Annotated in this window: 20 protein-coding genes; 13 read left to right on the forward strand and 7 right to left on the reverse strand. The window is 54.6% G+C overall.

The window, feature by feature from the left end; genetic code table 11:
• The first annotated feature begins 176 nt into the window (after window positions 1–176).
• Both psiF and adrA read left to right on the forward strand, forming a co-directional pair.
• Window positions 177–497 (forward strand): phosphate starvation-inducible protein PsiF, encoded by a 321-nt coding sequence (gene psiF / locus NAZ64_RS07540; RefSeq protein WP_000705162.1) that lies wholly within the window; start codon window positions 177–179, stop codon window positions 495–497.
• Window positions 498–588: 91 nt separating this feature from the next.
• Window positions 589–1,701 (forward strand): diguanylate cyclase AdrA, encoded by a 1,113-nt coding sequence (gene adrA / locus NAZ64_RS07545; RefSeq protein WP_000484093.1) that lies wholly within the window; start codon window positions 589–591, stop codon window positions 1,699–1,701.
• Window positions 1,702–1,715: 14 nt separating this feature from the next.
• Here adrA and proC read toward each other — a convergent pair whose 3' ends face one another.
• Window positions 1,716–2,525, reverse strand: coding sequence for a pyrroline-5-carboxylate reductase (gene proC / locus NAZ64_RS07550; protein ID WP_483640901.1), 810 nt, complete (start codon window positions 2,523–2,525; stop codon window positions 1,716–1,718).
• Window positions 2,526–2,664: 139 nt separating this feature from the next.
• Between proC and NAZ64_RS07555 the strand changes: the two genes are divergently transcribed.
• The 5 genes from NAZ64_RS07555 to ppnP all read left to right on the forward strand — a co-directional run bounded on the left by NAZ64_RS07555 (window position 2,665) and on the right by ppnP (window position 5,351).
• On the forward strand, window positions 2,665–3,120 hold the full coding sequence (locus NAZ64_RS07555; protein ID WP_000158137.1) for a YaiI/YqxD family protein: 456 nt from the start codon (window positions 2,665–2,667) through the stop codon (window positions 3,118–3,120).
• A 184-nt stretch (window positions 3,121–3,304) separates the two neighbouring features.
• Complete coding sequence (gene aroL / locus NAZ64_RS07560; RefSeq protein WP_000983569.1) at window positions 3,305–3,850, forward strand: shikimate kinase AroL; 546 nt, start codon at window positions 3,305–3,307, stop codon at window positions 3,848–3,850.
• A 26-nt stretch (window positions 3,851–3,876) separates the two neighbouring features.
• Window positions 3,877–4,068, forward strand: coding sequence for a protein YaiA (gene yaiA, locus NAZ64_RS07565; protein ID WP_001143161.1), 192 nt, complete (start codon window positions 3,877–3,879; stop codon window positions 4,066–4,068).
• A gap of 250 nt (window positions 4,069–4,318) precedes the next feature.
• Entirely contained in the window at window positions 4,319–4,996 is a 678-nt protein-coding gene (locus NAZ64_RS07570; protein WP_001276437.1) for an AroM family protein, read from the forward strand.
• A 70-nt stretch (window positions 4,997–5,066) separates the two neighbouring features.
• A complete protein-coding gene (ppnP, locus tag NAZ64_RS07575; protein ID WP_000941953.1) occupies window positions 5,067–5,351 on the forward strand; it encodes a pyrimidine/purine nucleoside phosphorylase in 285 nt (94 codons plus the stop codon).
• Between the two features lie 37 nt (window positions 5,352–5,388).
• Here ppnP and rdgC read toward each other — a convergent pair whose 3' ends face one another.
• Window positions 5,389–6,300 carry a recombination-associated protein RdgC gene (gene rdgC, locus NAZ64_RS07580; protein ID WP_000964305.1) on the reverse strand — a complete coding sequence of 304 codons (912 nt, stop codon included), beginning with the start codon at window positions 6,298–6,300 and terminating at the stop codon, window positions 5,389–5,391.
• Between the two features lie 125 nt (window positions 6,301–6,425).
• Between rdgC and mak the strand changes: the two genes are divergently transcribed.
• Entirely contained in the window at window positions 6,426–7,334 is a 909-nt protein-coding gene (mak, locus tag NAZ64_RS07585) for a fructokinase (RefSeq protein WP_024797522.1), read from the forward strand.
• Window positions 7,335–7,353: 19 nt separating this feature from the next.
• Here the strand turns inward: mak and araJ are convergent, their stop codons facing one another.
• From araJ to sbcD, 3 genes are all read right to left on the reverse strand, one after another.
• Window positions 7,354–8,526, reverse strand: coding sequence for an MFS transporter AraJ (gene araJ / locus NAZ64_RS07590; RefSeq protein WP_024797523.1), 1,173 nt, complete (start codon window positions 8,524–8,526; stop codon window positions 7,354–7,356).
• A 171-nt stretch (window positions 8,527–8,697) separates the two neighbouring features.
• A complete protein-coding gene (gene sbcC / locus NAZ64_RS07595; protein ID WP_220569383.1) occupies window positions 8,698–11,838 on the reverse strand; it encodes an exonuclease subunit SbcC in 3,141 nt (1,046 codons plus the stop codon).
• On the reverse strand, window positions 11,835–13,037 hold the full coding sequence (sbcD, locus tag NAZ64_RS07600) for an exonuclease subunit SbcD (protein WP_220569382.1): 1,203 nt from the start codon (window positions 13,035–13,037) through the stop codon (window positions 11,835–11,837). The genes sbcC and sbcD overlap by 4 nt, the downstream gene beginning before the upstream one ends.
• 214 nt (window positions 13,038–13,251) lie before the next feature.
• Here sbcD and phoB point away from each other — a divergent pair, with 214 nt between their 5' ends.
• From phoB to malZ, 5 genes are all read left to right on the forward strand, one after another.
• Window positions 13,252–13,941, forward strand: coding sequence for a phosphate response regulator transcription factor PhoB (phoB, locus tag NAZ64_RS07605; RefSeq protein WP_000113918.1), 690 nt, complete (start codon window positions 13,252–13,254; stop codon window positions 13,939–13,941).
• A 69-nt stretch (window positions 13,942–14,010) separates the two neighbouring features.
• Window positions 14,011–15,306 (forward strand): phosphate regulon sensor histidine kinase PhoR, encoded by a 1,296-nt coding sequence (gene phoR / locus NAZ64_RS07610; protein ID WP_220569381.1) that lies wholly within the window; start codon window positions 14,011–14,013, stop codon window positions 15,304–15,306.
• A 408-nt stretch (window positions 15,307–15,714) separates the two neighbouring features.
• Window positions 15,715–17,034 carry a branched-chain amino acid transporter carrier protein BrnQ gene (gene brnQ, locus NAZ64_RS07615; protein ID WP_000149625.1) on the forward strand — a complete coding sequence of 440 codons (1,320 nt, stop codon included), beginning with the start codon at window positions 15,715–15,717 and terminating at the stop codon, window positions 17,032–17,034.
• 74 nt (window positions 17,035–17,108) lie between these two features.
• Window positions 17,109–18,479, forward strand: coding sequence for a proline-specific permease ProY (gene proY / locus NAZ64_RS07620; protein WP_001555879.1), 1,371 nt, complete (start codon window positions 17,109–17,111; stop codon window positions 18,477–18,479).
• Window positions 18,480–18,640: 161 nt separating this feature from the next.
• Window positions 18,641–20,458 carry a maltodextrin glucosidase gene (gene malZ, locus NAZ64_RS07625; RefSeq protein ID WP_483640902.1) on the forward strand — a complete coding sequence of 606 codons (1,818 nt, stop codon included), beginning with the start codon at window positions 18,641–18,643 and terminating at the stop codon, window positions 20,456–20,458.
• 71 nt (window positions 20,459–20,529) lie between these two features.
• On the opposite strand, the gene NAZ64_RS07630 is transcribed toward malZ, so the two are convergent.
• Entirely contained in the window at window positions 20,530–21,132 is a 603-nt protein-coding gene (locus tag NAZ64_RS07630) for a peroxiredoxin (RefSeq protein ID WP_000244731.1), read from the reverse strand.
• A 209-nt stretch (window positions 21,133–21,341) separates the two neighbouring features.
• Window positions 21,342–21,923 carry an ACP phosphodiesterase gene (gene acpH / locus NAZ64_RS07635; protein ID WP_001009858.1) on the reverse strand — a complete coding sequence of 194 codons (582 nt, stop codon included), beginning with the start codon at window positions 21,921–21,923 and terminating at the stop codon, window positions 21,342–21,344.
• Between the last annotated feature and the right edge of the window lie 80 nt (window positions 21,924–22,003).

The raw sequence follows: 22,003 nt of genomic DNA on the forward strand, positions 1-22,003 counted from the left end.
CGAATTGCACATTAGCCTACGGTTTGTCAATCAATAAAACATCTATTGCTAACGGTAAGTAATACTTTTACAGCCGGGTGGTATTTTTGCCAGTAACAGCCAGACTTATATAAAGTCCCTGGGATATTTCCCAAAGGGACAACGTGTAATGTGTACACTGACAAAAGGATGGTGCTATGAAAATAACATTACTGGTGACTTTACTTTTTGGCCTGGTCTTTTTAACCGCCGTCGGCGCAACCGAGAAACCGTTAACGCCGCAACAGCAGCGCATGACGACCTGTAATCAGCAGGCGACAGCGCAAGCGTTGAAAGGCGATGCGCGTAAAACCTACCTTAGCGACTGCCTGAAAAACAGTAAGTCGGCCCCTGGCGAGAAAAGCCTGACGCCGCAACAGCAGAAAATGCGTGAATGCAATGTTCAGGCGACGGAACAATCCCTGAAAGGCGATGACCGTAGCAAGTTTATGAGCGCCTGCCTGAAAAAAGCGGCGTAGTGCTATCGGGTGAGCCCTGAAAAACACTCACCCGAAATTTCATACTCCCTCCATGCGCTCTGTTTCTATAATTTGGGAAAATTGTTTCTAAATGTTCCCAAAAATAATGAATGATGAAAATTTTTACCGAAAAGCAGTTGAACAGGCGGTAGCGCCGCCTGACCCTCCTGATGATCGTCAGCGCTCCGGGTTGCGCTTCGCCCGGCGCATCAGGCTACCGCGCGCGGTGGGGTTAGGGGGGATGTTTTTACCGGTGGCCGCCGTGTTAGTGACGCAACCTGTCTTTGGCGGCTGGTGGCTGTTGCTGGTCGGCTGGTCTTTTGTCTGGCCGCATCTGGCGTGGCAGTGGTCGGCGAAAGCCCTTGATCCGCTACGTCAGGAAATTTACAACCTGAAAGTGGATGCGATCCTCTCCGGCATGTGGATCGCGCTGATGGGCGTCAATATGTTGCCTGCCGCCGCGCTGTTTATGATGATGAGCATGAATCTGATGGGGGCTGGCGGGCGGCGGCTATTCACTGCCGGAATGGGGCTTTTGCTGGCGTCATGTCTGGTGACGTTGCAGCTTACCGGGCTACCCGTCGCTATGCGAAGCTCGTCGCTGGAAGTTACGCTCTCTTTGCCCGTCATTATGTTGTATCCGCTTCTGTTCGCCTGGGTAAGTTATCAAACGGCCATTAAATTAGCGGAACATAAGCGACGCTTGCAGGCGATGAGCTCGCGGGATGGCATGACCGGCGTCTATAACCGACGCCACTGGGAAATTTTATTACGTAATGAATTCGATCACAGCCGACGCCACCATCGGGAGGCGACATTGTTGATTATCGACATCGATCATTTTAAGAGCATTAACGACACCTGGGGGCATGATGTTGGGGATGAGGCTATTATCGCCCTGACGCGTCAATTACAGATAACGCTACGCGGGAGTGATATTATCGGGCGCTTTGGCGGCGACGAATTCGCGGTGATTATGTGCGGAACGCCGGCAGACAGCGCGATTACCGCCATGTCGCGAGTGCATGAACGGCTAAATACCTTACGCTTGCCGGGCGCGCCGCAGGTCATGTTACGTATCAGCGTGGGCGTGGCGCCGTTAACGCCACAAATCGGTCATTATCGGGAATGGCTAAAGTCTGCGGATATGGCGCTTTATAAAGCAAAGAATGCCGGACGTAACCGCACCGAAGTGGCGGCATGACGTCCAGCCGGGCCTCAGGATTTACTGAGCGCCTCTGATTTTTCCATACACTTCGTCATCGCTTCTATTACCGCAGCGCGGAAGCCACGTTCTTCCAGAACGCGTACGGCTTCAATCGTCGTTCCGCCAGGCGAGCACACCATATCTTTCAGTTCGCCGGGATGCTTTCCGGTTTCGAGTACCATTTTCGCCGATCCCATGACGGCCTGCGCGGCGAATTTATAAGCCTGAGCGCGAGGCATACCGCCCAGAACGGCTGCGTCCGCCATCGCCTCGATAAACATAAAGACATAGGCCGGCGAAGATCCGCTCACGCCAACCACCGGATGGATCATCGGCTCAGCAATCACTTCCGCCTCGCCAAAGCAGCGGAAAATATTCAGCACATCAGCCGTATCTTCCGGTGTGACCAGCGCGTTTGGCGTGACGGAGGTCATTCCTGCGTTGACCAGCGACGGCGTATTCGGCATAGCGCGAATGATTTTACGGTCGTGTCCCAGCGCGCGCGCAAGCTGATCAAGCGTTACGCCTGTGGCGATAGAGACCACCAGCGAGTCTTTGTTCAGGCTGGAGGAGATTTCACTGAGCACTTTCACCATAATGCCCGGTTTTACCGCGCCGAAAACGATATCCGCGACCTGAGCGACCTCCTGCGCGCTTTGCGCCGCATTAATGCCGTACTGGTCATGCAGGGCGGCAACTTTATCGGGGGAGGGGGTGTAGACCCAGATCTGACCGGGAAGTACCTGACCGCTGGCAATCAGTCCGCCAAGAATAGCCTTGCCCATATTACCGCAGCCAATAAAACCGATTTTCTTCTCCATCTCGTCACTCCCTATGTTTGTGTGTTATGGGGAATGGTTAGCTTAACGCGGATTGAAAACGGGCAGAAGGAGAAACAGCACTTTGATGAAAGGCAAAAGCGCGAGACAATAAAAGATTGTATACCGTACGGGAGACATTATGACCATCTGGGTGGATGCGGATGCGTGTCCGAATGTCATTAAAGAAATTTTGTACCGCGCCGCCGAGCGGATGCAGTTGCCGCTTATTCTGGTTGCCAATCAGGCCTTGCGCGTGCCGCCTTCGCGTTTTATCCGCACGCTCCGCGTGGCCGCCGGGTTTGACGTGGCGGACAATGAAATTGTGCGTCAATGCGAAGCGGGCGATCTGGTGATTACCGCAGATATTCCGCTGGCGGCTGAAGTGCTGGAAAAAGGCGCTGCGGCTCTTAATCCCCGGGGAGAACGCTATAGCGACGCCACGATTCGCGAACGTCTGACGATGCGTGACTTTATGGACACGCTACGCGCCAGCGGCGTACAAACGGGGGGACCAAACACTCTCTCGCCGCGCGATCGTCAGCATTTTGCCGCCGAGCTGGATAAGTGGTGGCTGGAAAGCCAGCGTAAAAAATAAATCGTGTAATGAAAAATTTACAGTTTATTCATTTCTGATTCTTGCTATAGTACTAATATTGTGACTTTAGTACCTTTGTGTAAATTATTATTTACATTTATGCGTTGTACTAGTTAGATGATATGATTATAACATTGCTGATATCAAATCCTGCGTATGCGCAGTTCCTGGGGGAACGCCTGCTATGATGCAACCTCTTTATCTTGTTGGCCCGCGGGGCTGTGGGAAAACCACCATCGGTATGGCGCTGGCGCAGGCAACCGGTTTCCGGTTTGCAGATACCGACCGCTGGCTGCAATCGCACGTGCAGATGAGCGTCGCTGATATCGTTGAAAAAGAAGGCTGGGGAGGGTTCCGCGCCCGGGAAACCGCGGCCCTGGAGGCGGTAAGCGCGCCTTCGACTGTCGTGGCGACGGGAGGCGGTATTATTCTCACGGAGTATAACCGACGTTATATGCACCGTGTTGGCGTAGTGATTTATCTGTGCGCGCCGGTATCCACGCTGGTTAACCGGCTTGAGGCTGAACCTGAAGCGGATCTGCGCCCGACCCTCACCGGCAAGCCGTTGAGCGAAGAGGTTCGGGAAGTGCTTGAGCAGCGTGACGCGTTGTATCGCGAAACGGCGCATTACATCATTGACGCGACGAAAGCGCCGGCCCAGGTCGTTTCTGAAATTATTGCGGCGCTGCCGCCGTCGACGCAACGGTTACAGGGAGATGTCTATACTTAACGCTCACCCAGAATAAAGGAAACGCTATGCCAACCAGACCACCTTATCCGCGGGAAGCTTATATCGTCACCATTGAAAAAGGCACGCCGGGCCAGACGGTGACGTGGTATCAGCTACGGGCTGACCATCCGAAACCTGATTCGCTCATCAGCGAGCATCCGACCGCAGAAGAAGCGATGGATGCGAAAAAACGTTACGAAGATCCGGATAAATCATAGACGCATGAACCACTCGGAAGGGATTCCGGGTACCCCTAAATTGTATCTCCATCACATTCTTGAAACATTTATACTGGCAACTAAAACCGTAAATTAAGCGATAACAATACAATATTGGAGTTATTTGGAATCTTTACACAATACGTTGCTCATCTGCTGCTACGCTTTCTGAGATTTGTAGGGCAGGTAGCGCGGTGAGCGTGTGAATATTTGCCCGGGAATTACGACGAAGTAATAAGGTGGAATAAAAATGAGTGCGTCGTTGGCAATCCTCACAATCGGCGTTGTGCCAATGAGCGAAGTGTTACCGCTTCTGACGGAATACATCGACGAACAACACATCACCCATCATAGCCTGCTGGGAAAAATGAGCCGGGAAGACGTTATGGCGGATTACGCTGTAGAGCCTGGCGACGATCCGCTTTTGACGTTGCTGAATGATAACCAGATAGCCCATGTTTCCCGCCAGAAAGTGGAGCGAGATTTACAGAGCGTTGTCGAGGTGCTGGATAACCAGGGTTATGACGTCATTATACTGATGAGCACCGCGGCGATTAAAAGTATGGCAGCCCGTAATTCTATTTTGCTTGAACCGCTGCGTATTATTCCACCGCTTGTCGCCTCTATTGTGGATGGGCATCAGGTGGGCGTGATTGTGCCTGTTGCAGAACTTCTGGCGGCCCAGGAGAAAAAATGGCAGGTATTGCAAATGCCGCCGGTGTATTCGCTGGCGAATCCGGTTCACGGTTCTGAGCAACAGTTAATTGATGCCGGGCAGGCGCTATTGGATCAAGGCGCGGACGTCATTATGCTGGATTGTCTGGGTTTTCATCAGCGTCATCGGGATATTTTACAGCAGGCGCTGGATGTGCCGGTTTTACTCTCTAATGTTTTGATTGCGCGGTTAGCTTCAGAACTGCTTGTCTAATTTTACGTGACAGGCCGAACGTCAGGACTCTATATTGGGTGTTAATTTAATAATGAGACGGGGCCTGATTATGCTACAAAGCAATGAATACTTTTCCGGGAAAGTGAAGTCTATTGGATTTACCAGCAGTAGCACCGGCCGGGCCAGCGTTGGTGTGATGGCGGAAGGGGAGTATACCTTTGGCACCGCCGAACCCGAAGAGATGACGGTTGTGAGCGGCGCGTTGAAGGTACTGTTGCCGGGAACCGTCGAATGGAAAGTGTATACAGCCGGTGAGGTGTTTAACGTGCCTGGCCACAGCGAGTTTCATCTACAGGTTGCTGAGCCCACCTCGTATCTGTGCCGCTATTTGTAACGGTGAGTCCCCTCTCCGGCGGAGAGGGACCCTCTGGTTAGCGCTGCGCTTCGCCGCCTAATCCTTCCACCAGGCTTTGAATCAGCGCCGCCAGCTCGCCGGTCATCAGGATAAAGTCCGCGTCAAAACGTTGGGCAAAATCTTCCCGGTCGATATCTTCGTTCTGATCGCGCAGCTCGTCGCAGAATTTCAGACGCTTAATGGAGCCGTCGTCGCACATGACGAATTGAATACGCTGCTGCCAGTCGAGCGCCAGCTTCGTGACCACTTTACCCGCTTCAATATGAACGGCGATCTCGTCGCTGACCAGATCCTGCTTTTTCGCGCGGATCACGCCGCCATCTTCCAGCATCGCTTTCAATTCGGCTTCGTCCAGCAACTGGAAACCCTGAGCGACCGTACCGGAGCGCACCCACTCGGTGAGCGTCAGCTCAATTGGATTTTCCAGCGCCAGCGGGACGACCGGCAGCGAGCCAAGACTTTTACGCAGTAGCGCCAAAGTATCTTCCGCTTTTTTCGCGCTGGCGCAGTCAACCATAATCAGGCCGTTAACGGTATCAATCCACATCATTGTCTGACTGAAGCGGCTAAACGCGCGCGGCAGCAACGAATGCAACACTTCATCCTTCAGGGAATCTTTTTCCGTCTTCTTCAGCTTGCGTCCCTGATCGGCTTCCAGTTTCTGGATTTTCGCCTCCAGAGCCTGTTTGATCACTGGCGATGGCAGGATTTTCTCTTCTTTGCGCGCGCAAATAATAATTTGGCCATTGGCGGTGTGCGTTAACGCATCGCTGTGAGAGCCCATCGGCGGAACCCAGCCCATTTTGGCCATATCCTGGCTACCGCATGGGGTAAACGTCATTGAGGCGAGCTGTTTCTCCATCTCTTCGGCGCGTAATGTGATATCGCGGCTAAGACGGTAAACCATTAAATTTTTGAACCACAGCATGATAATTTCCACGGCCTTGTCGTTAAATCCAGGCGGTATAGTAACGAATTGTCGGCAGGCTTGCATTGCCAATCAGAACGGTGAATTCTACCCTGTTGATATTCCCAAAAAATGAGGAGCGGTATGTGCGTATTGGTATCGATTTAGGCGGCACAAAAATGGAAGTCATTGCGCTTGATGATGCAGGAGAGCAGCGGTTTCGCCATCGTCTGCCTACGCCGCGGGAGGATTATCAGCAAACGATAGAAACCGTCGCTACGCTGGTCGACATGGCGGAACAGGCGACCGGCCAGACCGGTAGCGTTGGCATTGGCATTCCCGGTTCTCTCTCGCCTTACACCGGCGTGGTAAAAAACGCTAACTCTACGTGGCTTAACGGCCAGCCGTTCGATAGCGATGTGAGCCGTCGTCTGAAGCGTGAAGTGCGGTTAGCCAACGATGCCAATTGCCTGGCGGTATCAGAGGCGGTAGATGGCGCGGCAGCGGGGGCGCAAACGGTATTTGCGGTGATTATCGGTACCGGGTGCGGCGCGGGCGTAGCGCTAAATGGCCGGGCGCACATCGGCGGCAACGGTACGGCAGGTGAATGGGGCCACAATCCGTTGCCGTGGATGGATGACGATGAGTTGCGTTACCGCGAAGAAATTCCCTGTTATTGCGGTAAACAAGGCTGTATCGAAACCTTTATTTCCGGTACGGGATTTGCTACGGATTACCAGCGTTTGAGCGGTAACGCGCTAAAAGGCGATGAGATTATTCGTCTGGTCGACGCGCAGGACGCCGTGGCGGAACTGGCGTTAAGCCGTTATGAGCTGCGGCTGGCGAAAGCATTATCTCATGTCGTGAATATTCTGGATCCGGATGTCATTGTGCTGGGCGGCGGTATGAGCAATGTTGAGCGCCTGTACAAGACGGTTCCGTCGCTGATGAAATCGTTTGTTTTTGGCGGCGAGTGCGAGACGCCGGTACGTAAGGCGCGGCATGGCGATTCGAGCGGCGTGCGCGGCGCGGCCTGGCTGTGGCCGCTGGCGTAACGTTTCTAGCCGGATGACGTCATCCGGCAACCGGCGTGACCGATGGCTGCTTGTGTTTTAGACGTCCGTATACCAGCAACGACGACATGGCGGAAAACGAGAGCAGGGCGGCGGGAAGCGCCACGTAGTGGTACGTAAAACCTAGCGTCAGCATCAGCCCGCCGCACCAGGCGCCAATCGCGCTACCGAGATTAAACGCGATTTGCCCTCCCGCCGCGCCCAGCAGTTCGCCGCCTTTGGCGTTTTGCAGTAGCAGGATTTGCAGCGGCGCAGAGAGCGCAAACAGACCAGCGCAGCAGATAAACGCGAAAGTCAGCGATGCCGTTTTGTATCCGCTGAAGAAAAAGAGCGCCATGAGAGAGAGCACGATAACGAGGTCAGTCACTACCGCGATGCGCAGCGGCGTATATCTGCCGGAGAGTTTGCCGCTTAACAGATTGCCTAACACCATCCCCAGCCCGACCAGCATCATAATAAACGTCATGCTCGTCTCCGAAAAACCGGAGATGTACATCATAAATGGCTTGATATAGCTGAACCAGGCAAAAACGCCCGCATTGCCGAACATCGTGGCGGCGAAAATGAGCCACGGCGTAGGACTACGCAAGAAGTGGAACTGCTCGCGCAGGCTGCCTTGGGCTTTGTCACGGATATCCGGCACCCAGAAGAAAATTGCGGTGAGCACAGCGATGTTGAAAACCGCGATCAATAAAAAGGTGTAGCGCCAGCTAAATTCCTGGCTCAGGTAAGTGCCGACCGGAATGCCCACCAGATTCGCCACCGTCATCCCTGAAACCATACCCGCGACGGCGGCGGTGACCTTCCCGGGGCGGGTAATCTTTGACAAGACAATGGCGCCGACGCCAAAAAAGGCGCCGTGCGGAAAGCCGGAAACCAGTCTGCCGACGGCGAGCATCAGATATGACGAGGAAAAGGTAAATATGGCATTGCCCATCACGCACAGCATGACCAGAAACAGCAATATATGTTTAAGCGAAAAGCGGCTGGAAAAGAGCGCCATAATGGGAGCGCCCAGCACGACGCCGAAGGCGTAAAACGAGATCATATGCCCGGCGGCGGGAATCGTTATTCCGACATCGCGTGCCAGCTCCGTCAGCACGCCCATAATGCCAAACTCGGCCATCCCCAGGCCGAACGTACCCAGCGCCAAAGAAAAAATAACTTTTTTCATACCACCTGCCGAAAATAAAGGCGCATGTTGCGCGCTGTGCTGTGAATTGTCACAGCCAATCAACATATAGCTTGCAGATAAGCGCGAGGTAATACCATTCCTTATCCGTTTTTGTGTATTCATTATTGTGCTATGTCATGACGGTATGTTGTGCCCAGGATGACACTCGCGTTACTCCACGGCAAACGCTTTGTCCAGTTTGCTATAACCAAGCCCATTGATTTTTTTCACTTTTATCTGCACGGGGATACGTTCTTTCATGGCTTCCACGTGGCTAATCACACCGATGGTCTTCCCGCTGGCATTCAGCGCGTCGAGCGCATCCAGCGCGGCGTCCAGCGTTTCGCTATCAAGCGTGCCGAAGCCTTCGTCGAGGAACAAAGAATCAATGCGCGTTTTATGGCTGACCAAATCTGATAACGCCAGCGCCAGCGCCAGGCTGACCAGGAAACTTTCGCCGCCTGATAACGTTCGCGTATCGCGCACGGCGTCGGCCTGCCAGGTATCGACAACCTCCAGTTCCAGCGCGTCGCTGGCTTTGCGCTGCAATAAATAGCGACCATGCAGGCGGGTGAGCTGATGATTCGCCAGCCAGACCAGATTATCCAGCGTCAGTCCCTGGGCGAATTTGCGGAACTTATCACCTTCTTTAGAGCCGATCAGCGCATTGAGATAGCCCCAGTCTTCCACTTGCTGAGAGGCTTGCTTCATTTCCGCCATCAGCGCGCGTTGGCGCTGCCGATTATCTGCATCCTGTTTAATTTGCTGGCGGATTTCCCCCTGGCGTGTCGTGTTCTCGCGCAGTTGTTGCGCCAACTGCGCCAGCCGCTGCGCGAGCTGCTCTGCCGTACACGTTGGGTCCAGACCGGCGGGCGGCTGTTGCTGATGGTCAGCCAGCGCCTGCGCGGACTGCGCGCTTAACGCCTTCGCTTGTTGTAGCTGACTTTCCAGCGTTTGTTGTTGTTTTTCCAGACGGGTCACGGTCTCTTCATCCAACAACGCCGCCAGGAACGTTGCCTGGCTGTCAAACGGGCTATTTTTTAACGCCGCATCAAAGTGCGCTATCGCCTCGGCGGCGCGCTGCTGTTCCTGCGTCGTCTGTTCCTGCAGGGTTTGCAACTGGCTTTGTAATGACACGCACTCATCATGCGCCTGCCGCCAGTTATCCAGCGGCACGTCGTCGTCGGAATCCGCGGTATCCGTTTGCGGTAGCGTCTCCAGCAACGGGGCAAGCCTGTCGATCTGCGTTTGCAAATCCGCGAACTCTGTCTGACGCTGTTGCCATATTTTCGCTTCGTCGGCGCGCTCATTCAGCCACGAAGCCTCGTTTTCTGGCGCAGGAAGGGAAAGCGTATACTGCGCCAAATCAGCCGTCAGCGAGGCCTGACGCTGCGCAATCTGCGCGGTAAAGCGCGCTACTTGTTCAGTATGCGCCGCGATTTGCGTTTGTAGAGCATGACGCTGGCTGAGCTGATCCAACTGTTGCTCATGCTCTTCCGCGGCGGTCAACCAGCCCGCGAGGTCTTCTTGCGGCTGGAGCTGAACGCCCAGCGTAGCGCACAGCGTTTGCCATTCCTCAGTAAGCGCTTGCTCCTCCTGCAACAACGACTGCGCCTCGCTTTCATCCCGCTGTAATTGTTGCGTTAAGGCATCTAACTGTCCTCGCAGCGCCGCGCCTTCTTCCGCCAGTGCTTTGACCTCTTTTTCCAGCGCGTCGCGGCGGGTTTGATTCGCGCTCAGCTCCAGCGCCTGATAGGCGGCGATGGCGGGGTGTGTCGTCGAGCCGCAAAGCGGACACGGCTGGCCGGACTGTAAGTGCGCCCGCTGGCTTTCCAGATCTTTGATGCGCGCCTCCTGCTCGCAAATAGTGCGAACGTCCGCAAGCTCCTGCGCTTTAGTCTTATAACTCAGGCGCTTATCCGCCAGACGTTGGGTGTATTGCGCCTGCTCCTGATGATGACGCGCGATAGCTGCCTGTAGCTGCGCCTGACGCTTTTGTTTCGGGACAATTTGCCCCTGAAGCGCGGCGAGACGATGGCGTAGCGGACGCTGCCGGGTATGCAATGCTCTGGCTTCCGCCAGCGCCTGTGGCGTGAGGTCGAGCGTGAGCGGCGGTAGCGCATCACGCTGACGCGTATCGCTCAGCAACTGCTGTTGCCATTGGCTCAGTTGCGCCCGGTCGTGGGATTGTTGTGTTAATAATGCTCGCCACCCCGCCAGTTCGCTGCGCCAGACGCGGATGCTGTCGTGTTCCGCCAGCCATGTCTTCAACCGCTGCCCTGTGGCGTTCAGTTGCGTGAATTGTCGATGCGCGCAGGCGCGGATACGCTGGCGCAGGCGATAAGCGCTTTGTAAGCGAGCATTCACTTCATCACTGTGCTGGCGAACACGCTCAACGGCGCGGGTTTGTTCCTGAATGCGCTCCCAATGTGGGCGCAACTGGCGAGCAGGTTGCGCCAGCGTCAGCGCCGCGAGCTGCGGCTGCGCTTTTTCTCGCGCCTCTTGTGCTGCGTACAGCGCCTGCTGTCGGGCGTGTAATTCAGTGTGGAGCTCGTTTTTTCGGGTCAGCCAGTGAAGGTGCTGCTGCTGTCCCTGCTGGCTGGCCAGCAGGCGTTTCTCTTCGTCAGTAAGCGCCTGCAAACTGGCTTCCAGTTGCTGTAACTGTTCGTCCGCCAATAGGGCGACGCCGCTGGCCTGCGCTTGTAACTTTTCCAGTTCGAGACGGGCTGATTTATGTTTTTCAAATACCTGTGCGGAGATCTGCCCGTAAATCTCAGTGCCGGTGAGCTCCTCCAGAAGCTCTGCGCGCTCTTTCGCTTTGGCGTTAAGAAAGGCGGCGAACTGCCCCTGTGATAACAACATCGAACGGGTGAAGCGCTCGTAGTCCAGCCCGGTCAACGTGGCGATCATCTCCAGTTTATCCTTTACCTTATCGGCAAAGATCTTTCCGTCTGAACACCGCGCCAGCTCTACGCGTGGGGCCTGGAGATTGCCGTCAGGCTGATTTCGGGCTCGGTTCTGGCTCCAGAACGCGCGCCAGGCTTCGCCTTTTACCTCGAACTCCACTTCGGCCAGACATTCCGCCGTATCGCGCGTCATCAAATCGTTTTGCGACTGCGATACCGTATTCAGGCGCGGCGTTTCGTGGTACAGCGCCAGGCAGATGGCGTCAAGCAAGGTGGTTTTTCCCGCGCCGGTCGGGCCGGTAATGGCGAATAACCCGTTACTGGCAAACGGTTCGGCGGTAAAGTCGACCTTCCATTCTCCTTTCAGCGAGTTCAGGTTTTTCAGACGCAAACTGAGAATTTTCATGCCTCATGCTCCTCATTCAACGCGTAGAGCGTGCTGGAAAAGAGCTGATTCAGGCGCTCGCGCTGCGGGTGATCTAACGCTTCCAGCGCCAGACGCCGCGTAAAAACCTCTTCCACGCTAAGCTCGCTTAATGTTTCCCGCCGCTCGTTCGCCAGCGAGCGCTCACGCTGTTCGCGGCTACGGCGCACCAGTAATACCTCTACGGGGAGTGACTCCGTTAATGTCTGTATTCTGCGTTGGATATCGTGCAGATAGTCATCGGTTGTGATTTCAATATCCAGCCAGACGGGGGGCGATTGCTCAACGCCGCGCCACTGCTCAAGCTGTTCGGTAATTGACGCCAGGTCGCCTTTTAAAACCGCCAACGGTTGAGTCACGGGGACAGCCAGACTTTCGGTACTTTGCCATTTCCCCTGCTCGAAGGTCACCAGATGCACGCATTTGCTTTTGCCGCACTCATCAAAGCTGAGGGCGATGGGCGAGCCGCAATAGCGGATATGCTCCGTGCCGCCGACACATTGCGCGCGGTGAATGTGTCCCAATGCGATATAATCCGCTGGCGGGAAATGCTGCGCCGGAAAGGCATCCAGCGTACCGATATAAATGTCGCGAACCGCATCGCTTTTGCTGGCGCCGACGGTGGTTAAATGTCCCGTCGCGATAACCGGCAGCTTTCGTTCGCCGCGTAGCTGGCACGCTTCCTGATACTGCTGTTGATAATAATCGGCAATCGCATGAAGAAGTTGCTGCTGTTTCTCGCTGCCGGATAATCCCGCCTGACTGGTAATAATGTCGCGCGGGCGCAAAAAGGGAATGGGGCACAGTACGGCGCCCGGAGAACCGTCGCGACGATGAAGTAGCCGCGGCGCATAGCCCGCGCTGGCGATCACGGTTGTATTGAGAAACGCCAGAATGTCGCGTGACTCGTTTAGCGTGGCGACGGAATCATGATTACCGGCCAGCACCACCAGATGACAGCCCGTTTGCTGTAAATTAACGACGAAACGGTTATAAAGTTCTCGGGCATAGCTTGGCGGCGAACCGGTATCAAAAATATCGCCAGCGACAATAATGGCATCCACCTGATGGGCCTGCGCGGTCTCCAGCAGCCAGTCCAGAAAAGCCTGATGCTCCGCGGCGCGGCTTTTACTGTAGAAATTTTGTCCCAGATGCCAGTCAGAGGTGTGGAGGATGCGCATAATAGTTCCATGCAAAAAAAGCGTGAACGGGATTATACACGTCATCCCTTCCATTTTTGGGCGCAATTTACCGCCGGTACACGGTAATGCACGGTTTCACCGGTGTCATAAATCATCAACATGCTGTCAATGTCGCCTTTTTTTTTCATAAATCTGTCATAAATCTGACGCATAATGGCGCGGCATTGATAACTAACGACTAACAGGGCAAATTATGGCGAGACGTATTCTGGTCGTAGAAGATGAGGCGCCGATCCGTGAAATGGTGTGCTTCGTGCTCGAACAAAATGGCTTTCAGCCCGTAGAAGCCGAAGATTATGACAGTGCGGTGAATAAACTTAATGAACCCTGGCCGGATCTCATCCTTCTTGACTGGATGTTGCCCGGCGGGTCAGGGTTACAGTTTATTAAACATCTCAAACGTGAAGCCCTGACCCGGGATATTCCTGTGGTTATGCTGACCGCAAGAGGTGAGGAAGAAGATCGTGTGCGCGGGCTGGAAACCGGCGCTGACGATTACATTACCAAGCCGTTTTCCCCCAAGGAGTTGGTGGCGCGCATTAAAGCCGTTATGCGGCGCATCTCGCCGATGGCGGTCGAAGAGGTGATCGAGATGCAGGGACTGAGCCTTGATCCTGGCTCTCACCGCGTGATGACCGGCGACAGCCCGCTGGATATGGGGCCGACCGAATTTAAATTACTCCATTTCTTTATGACGCACCCGGAACGGGTTTACAGCCGCGAACAGCTACTCAATCATGTCTGGGGCACCAATGTGTACGTTGAAGACCGGACGGTCGACGTGCATATTCGCCGTTTGCGTAAGGCGCTGGAGCACAGCGGCCACGACCGGATGGTGCAAACGGTACGCGGGACAGGGTATCGTTTTTCGACCCGCTTTTAATGCCTTTTCCGCCAGTAGAACACAGGTTTCTGGCGGAGAAGGCTTTCCATTCTTGAGGGAGTATGACGCGTGCTGGAACGGCTGTCATGGAAAAGGCTGGTGCTGGAGCTGGTGCTCTGTTGCATCCCCGCGCTTATCCTTAGCGCTTTTTTTGGTTATCTGCCGTGGTTTTTACTGGCGGCGGTGACGGGACTGCTTGTCTGGCATTTCTGGAATTTATTACGCCTCTCCTGGTGGCTTTGGGTCGACAGAAGTATGACGCCGCCGCCGGGACGGGGAAGTTGGGAACCGCTGTTATACGGTTTACACCAGATGCAGTTGCGAAATAAGAAGCGTCGCCGCGAGCTGGGGAACCTGATTAAACGTTTTCGCAGCGGCGCGGAGTCGCTGCCTGATGCCGTGGTACTGACCACAGAAGAGGGCGGCATTTTTTGGTGTAACGGTTTGGCGCAACAGATACTGGGGCTACGCTGGCCGGATGACAACGGGCAGAATATTCTCAATCTACTGCGTTATCCGGAGTTTACCCAGTATTTAAAAACGCGTGATTTCACCCGTCCGCTTCATTTGGTGCTCAATACTGGGCGGCATCTGGAGATCCGCGTCATGCCTTATACCGATAAACAACTCCTGATGGTGGCGCGCGATGTGACGCAAATGCATCAGCTTGAAGGCGCCAGACGTAACTTTTTCGCCAACGTTAGCCATGAGTTGCGTACGCCCCTGACGGTATTGCAAGGCTATCTGGAAATGATGCAGGAACAGGCGCTGGAGGGGACGACGCGAGAGAAAGCGCTGCATACGATGCGCGAGCAAACGTATCGTATGGAAGGGCTGGTAAAACAACTGCTTACGCTGTCTAAAATTGAGGCGGCCCCGGCGCTGTTATTAAATGAAAAAGTGGATGTACCGATGATGCTGCGGGTCGTGGAGCGTGAAGCGCAGACGCTCAGCCAGCAGAAACATACCTTTACGTTTGAGGTCGACGATAGTCTTAGCGTTCTGGGCAATGAAGAGCAGCTACGTAGCGCGATCTCAAACCTGGTGTATAACGCGGTAAACCATACGCCGGCGGGAACGCATATTACGGTGAACTGGCGACGTGCCGCGCATGGCGCTGAATTTTGCATTCAAGATAACGGTCCGGGGATTGCTGCCGAGCATATTCCTCGTCTGACCGAACGCTTCTACCGTGTCGATAAAGCGCGTTCGCGGCAAACGGGCGGTAGCGGCCTGGGATTGGCGATTGTGAAACATGCGTTGAATCACCATGAAAGCCGCCTTGAAATCGACAGTTCGCCTGGCAAAGGAACGCGATTTAGCTTTGTGCTGCCGGAACGTTTAATTGCCAAAAATAGCGATTAATTGCCTTTCGTAAGTATAACTTTCCATAAGCCAGCGGATGCTGGCTTATTTTCTTTGCAGTTAAGACGGGGTCGTTGAAACATTCAACGTTTGGTGATTTTTTGTTCGCATGATTAGCCATAACTTTTTCATGAGAATGGTGTTTTATTCTGGTTGTAAATTTCATATCGCTATATTCATCTGGTTTTTAGATCCCACCTTGCTTTAAAACGTTATAAGCGTTTAAATTGCGCTTCAGGTGCTGTCATTACGACTGCATTTGCGCGGTAAATCGAAAAACAATTCTTCGCCGCATCGGTCCGGGAGCTTTTCCCGCTGAAATTGATAAAAAACGCCGCTTTATAATCCTCCGGGAAAGGCAAAAATTTTAATGTTTACAACATCACCATCCACAGGCAGTAAGACTTTATGACCCATCAGTTAAAATCGCGCGATATCATCGCCCTGGGCTTTATGACATTTGCGCTGTTCGTTGGCGCAGGCAATATTATCTTTCCTCCTATGGTCGGTTTGCAGGCGGGTGAACACGTCTGGACAGCCGCTATTGGCTTTCTGATTACCGCCGTAGGGCTACCGGTTCTTACTGTTGTGGCGCTGGCGAAAGTCGGCGGCGGCGTAGACAGCCTCAGTACGCCGATTGGTAAAGTGGCGGGACTCCTGCTGGCGACCGTTTGCTATCTGGCCGTCGGGCCGTTATTTGCGACGCCGCGTACTGCGACGGTGTCGTTTGAGGTCGGTATCGCTCCGTTGACCGGCGATTCTGCAATGCCGTTGCTGATTTACAGCGTGGTCTATTTCGCTATCGTTATTCTGGTTTCCCTCTATCCGGGTAAGCTGCTGGATACGGTGGGGAATTTCCTGGCGCCGTTGAAAATTATTGCGCTGGTCATCCTTTCCGTCGCGGCTATCGTTTGGCCTGCCGGTCCAATCAGCAACGCCCTGGACGCTTATCAGAATGCGGCCTTTTCTAACGGATTTGTGAACGGCTATCTGACGATGGATACGCTGGGCGCGATGGTGTTTGGTATCGTTATTGTGAACGCGGCGCGTTCTCGCGGCGTGACCGAAGCGCGCCTGTTGACGCGTTACACGGTCTGGGCCGGCCTGATGGCGGGCGTGGGGCTGACGCTGCTTTATCTTGCCTTGTTCCGCTTAGGTTCTGACAGCGCGACGCTGGTCGATCAGTCAGCGAACGGCGCGGCGATTCTTCATGCCTACGTTCAGCATACCTTTGGCGGCGCGGGAAGCTTCCTGCTGGCGGCGCTGATCTTTATCGCGTGTCTGGTGACGGCGGTGGGGCTGACCTGCGCCTGCGCTGAGTTTTTCGCGCAGTATATTCCGCTGTCTTACCGCACGCTGGTCTTTATTCTCGGCGGCTTCTCTATGGTGGTGTCAAACCTTGGACTGAGCCATCTGATTCAAATCTCCATTCCGGTGCTGACGGCTATCTATCCGCCGTGTATCGCACTGGTTGTATTAAGTTTTACCCGCTCATGGTGGCATAATTCCACCCGCATCATCGCGCCGGCCATGTTTATCAGTCTGCTTTTTGGTATCCTTGACGGCATCAAAGCATCTGCCTTTGGCGATATGCTGCCAGCCTGGAGTCAGCGTTTGCCGCTGGCGGAACAGGGACTGGCGTGGTTGATGCCAACGGTGGTGATGGTGATCCTGGCGATTATCTGGGATCGCGCGGCGGGTCGGCAGGTGACCTCCAGCGCTCACTAAAATCGCTGACATATGTGTACACCACGGGGCTTAACGCCCCGTGGTTTTTTATTGTGTTGATAGGTCAGAAATTGATGGAAAGCAATAATAAGCTAAAGCGTGGGCTGAGCACCCGGCACATTCGCTTTATGGCATTAGGTTCGGCAATCGGCACCGGCCTGTTTTACGGCTCGGCGGACGCCATCAAAATGGCGGGGCCGAGCGTGCTGTTGGCCTATATTATTGGCGGGGTCGCAGCATATATCATTATGCGCGCATTGGGGGAAATGTCCGTTCACAACCCTGCCGCCAGCTCATTTTCGCGCTATGCGCAGGAAAACCTCGGCCCGCTTGCGGGCTATATTACCGGCTGGACCTACTGTTTTGAGATCCTGATCGTCGCCATTGCCGACGTGACTGCGTTCGGCATTTATATGGGGGTCTGGTTCCCCGCCGTGCCGCACTGGATTTGGGTGCTTAGCGTGGTGCTGATCATTTGCGCCATCAACCTGATGAGCGTCAAGGTGTTCGGCGAGCTGGAGTTTTGGTTCTCCTTCTTCAAAGTCGCCACCATTATTATCATGATTGTCGCGGGTATCGGCATCATTGTGTGGGGAATTGGCAACGGCGGGCAGCCGACCGGCATTCATAACCTGTGGAGCAACGGCGGCTTCTTCAGCAATGGCTGGCTGGGAATGATCATGTCGCTGCAAATGGTGATGTTCGCTTACGGCGGGATTGAAATTATCGGTATCACCGCCGGGGAAGCGAAAGACCCGGAGAAATCCATTCCGCGCGCTATTAACTCAGTACCGATGCGTATCCTGGTATTTTATGTCGGCACGCTGTTCGTCATTATGTCTATCTATCCGTGGAATCAGGTCGGCACAAACGGCAGTCCATTTGTGCTGACGTTCCAGCATATGGGGATTACCTTCGCCGCCAGCATTCTGAACTTTGTGGTATTGACCGCCTCGCTTTCCGCTATCAACTCCGATGTGTTTGGCGTAGGCCGTATGCTGCATGGTATGGCGGAGCAGGGGAGCGCGCCGAAAGTCTTTGCCAAAACGTCACGCCGTGGTATTCCGTGGGTCACTGTGCTGGTGATGACGATTGCGCTGCTGTTTGCGGTTTACCTGAACTACATCATGCCGGAAAACGTTTTCCTGGTGATTGCCTCGCTGGCGACGTTTGCGACGGTATGGGTATGGATTATGATCCTGCTGTCGCAAATCGCCTTCCGCCGTCGTTTACCGCCGGAAGAGGTAAAAGCGCTGAAGTTTAAGGTGCCGGGCGGCGTCGTAACGACGATAGCGGGGCTGATTTTCCTGGTCTTCATTATTGCGCTTATCGGCTACCATCCGGATACCCGCATCTCACTGTATGTGGGCTTCGCCTGGATAGTTCTGCTGTTGATTGGCTGGATATTTAAACGCCGTCGCGACCGTCAATTGGCGCAGGCGTAGTCGTTTTTCTCTGCCTTATCCGGTCTGCAGGCAACGGCAGGCCGGATAAGCGGAGCCGCTTCTCCTCCTGGAGTCTCCTCCCCTAATAAACCCCTGGATGATGAGTTATCCTGTAAATCTCTATGGCAAGGTGGCCCCATTTTCAGTAGAGGGGATACGAGATGTTGAATGCCTGGCACTTACCGGTTGCCCCATTTGTGAAGCAACATAACGATAAATTAACCATTACGCTGTGGCTGAGCGGAGAAAATCCGCCGTCTCGCGTGACGTTGCGCTCAGAATTCGATAATGAAGAAATCTCACTGGCGATGCGCAAACAGCGCCGCCAGCCGCAGCCGGGCGTGACGGCGTGGCGAGCGACGCTCAATATCGCGTTAGGGCAGCCACGTCGCCGTTACAGCTTTAAATTGCTTTGGCACGACCGCCAGCTTTGGTTTACGCCACAGGGATTTAGCCGTTTTCCGCCTGCGCGTCTGGAACAATTTGCGGTTGATGCGCCGGATAGCGGCCCGCAGTGGGTCGCCGATCAAATTTTTTATCAGATCTTCCCGGATCGTTTTGCCCGCAGCGCGAAGCGTGAAGCCGATCAGGACCGGGTGTACTACCATCATGCCGCGGGTCAGGAGATTGTGCTGCGCGACTGGGACGATCCTTTAACCCCCCAGGCGGGCGGTTCCACCTTTTACGGCGGCTGTCTGAATGGCATTTGTGAGAAGCTGCCGTATCTGAAAAAACTGGGCGTCACAGCGCTATATCTGAATCCGGTATTTACCGCGCCGAGCGTCCATAAGTACGACACGGAAGATTATCGCCATGTCGATCCGCAATTTGGCGGCGATCGGGCGCTGCTACGCCTGCGGCGTGAAACCCAGGCGCAGGGCATGAGGCTGGTGCTGGATGGCGTGTTTAATCATAGCGGCGACTCGCATGCGTGGTTTGACAGGCATAACCGCAGCACTGGCGGCGCGTGCCATCACCCGGATTCGCCGTGGCGCGACTGGTACTCCTTTTCACCACAAGGCGTGGCGCTGGACTGGCTGGGTTATCCGAGCCTGCCGAAACTCGATTATCAATCAGAAACGCTGGTGGATGAGATCTATCGCGGTGAGGACAGTATCGTTCGTCACTGGCTAAAGGCACCGTGGAATATGGACGGCTGGCGGCTGGATGTCGTACATATGCTGGGCGAGGCGGGCGGGGCGCGCCACAATTTGCAGCACGTCGCCGGCATTACCCGGGCGGCAAAAGAGGCGCAGCCTGAAGCCTATATTGTGGGGGAACATTTCGGCGATGCGCGGCAGTGGCTACAGGCCGATGCGGAAGATGCCGCCATGAATTATCGCGGCTTCACCTTCCCGCTGTGGGGATTTCTCGCCAATACTGATATCGCTTACGAACCACAGCATATCAATGCCCGGACCTGTATCGCGTGGATGGATAACTACCGCGCCGGGCTGTCACATCAGCAACAACTACGCATGTTTAATCAACTCGACAGCCATGATACTGCGCGCTTTAAAACCTTGCTCGGTAAAGACGCGGCGCGCCTGCCGCTGGCGGTGGTCTGGCTGTTTACATGGCCCGGCGTGCCATGTATTTATTACGGCGATGAAGTCGGCGTGGACGGCGCAAATGACCCCATGTGCCGCAAACCGTTCCCGTGGGATGAACGCAAGCAGGACGGCAACTTGCTGGCGCTGTACCAGCGTATGGCGAAACTGCGTCAGCGCAGCCTGGCGCTGCGTCGTGGCGGATGCCAGGCGCTGTATGCCGAAGGTGACGTAGTGGTATTCGTGCGGGTTTATCAGCAGCAGCGGGCGCTGGTGGCGATTAACCGGGGCGAGGCCTGTGAAGTGGCGCTGGAAGCGTTGCCGTTGCTGAACGTGGCCGGATGGCAATGTAAAACGGGAAGCGGTAACATCCGCGAGGGAAGACTTCGTTTACCCGCGATTTCCGCGACGGTATGGATGAATCGTTGAGGCGAGGTGGTTCGTAACACCTCACGCATAAAAAAGGCTCGCATTCGCGAGCCTTTTATCAATGCACTGACTTACAGGCTGGAAATGTTCTCAGCCAGGTATTTAGCCACGCCGTCCGGAGAGGCGTTCATGCCTTCTTTGCCTTTTTCCCACTGCGCCGGGCAGACATCGCCGTGCTCTTCGTGGAACTGCAGCGCGTCGACCATACGCAGCATTTCGTCGATGTTACGACCCAGCGGCAGATCGTTCACGACCTGGTGGCGAACAATACCGTTTGCGTCAATCAGGAAAGAGCCGCGCAGCGCAACGCCTTCGTCCGGATGTTCGATACCGTAAGCTTTCTGAATTTCACGCTTCACGTCAGCAACCATTGCGTATTTCACCGGGCCAATGCCGCCTTTATCGACAGGGGTGTTACGCCATGCGTTGTGGACGAACTCAGAGTCGAAAGAAACGCCGACCACTTCAACGCCGCGCTTCTGGAATTCTTCATAACGTTTATCGAAGGCGATCAGCTCAGACGGGCAAACAAAAGTGAAGTCCATCGGCCAGAAGAACAGAACGGTTGTTTTACCATTGGTGTGCTGTTTGAAGTTGAATTTATCAACAATCTCACCGCTACCCAGTACCGCCGCAGCGGTGAAATCCGGGGCCTGACGAGTAACCAGTACCATAATAATTCTCCTGCAATATTAAGGGTTTTAGAACGCAACGCGGGCAGTATAGGGAGGGCGAAGCGACAAAACAATGCGGTCTTGACAATCAATGAGACAGCTTTTGCCTATCGATCGGGTCATTATAAATCGTAATGATGACCCCTTTATGACAGCGAACCATCTTTCTGCCAACGGCGGATCTGACGCACGCCCTCGCTATCAGGCCGTCACAGCGCTTTGCGGGCGGCCTGTGCCATCATACGCGGATAAAAATGCCAGAAGCGCTCTTCTAACGCGTCGTAGTGCGCGTCCAGATCGTACCAGGAATCACGCAAGGCATCCAGCCGGGGACGGCGATTCGCCATGCCATTCAGCACGTTTTGAATGAAATCCATATCGCGATACCGCTCTAACCATTTTTCTGACCAAAGATAATCATTCAGGTTGACAAAGCGTGGCGGGGAGTCGGGCAGAATCGTCGCGACCTGCGCATGGGCGTAGCCGACAAACGCCTGAAGTGGAAAATCAGGAGAGATTTGCGTCCAGTGGCGCGATAAAAAATGATCCCACATGACGTCCAGCGTAATGGGCGCCACGCGCCGCGTTTCATGGCGGAACCACTCTCGCGCCTCACGAACTTCCGGCAGGTTGTCGGTCATGACGTCAATACGCCGATGCATATAAATACCCTCTACCACGTCAGGAGGATAATGTGTTGCCGGGTTACCGCGGACAAAATCGGCCAGCAGATTGCCGGAAAGCGAGCTGTCGGCAAGGTGCGCCAGATGCAGGTGAGCAAGAAAATTCATTATTGATTCTCTGTCCAAAAAGCGGGTAACGGTTGCAGCGGGAACGCCCCGGCACTAGACTACCCGCCTCTTATTTTAGT

The sequence above is a fragment of the Salmonella sp. A1325 genome (assembly GCF_056991255.1).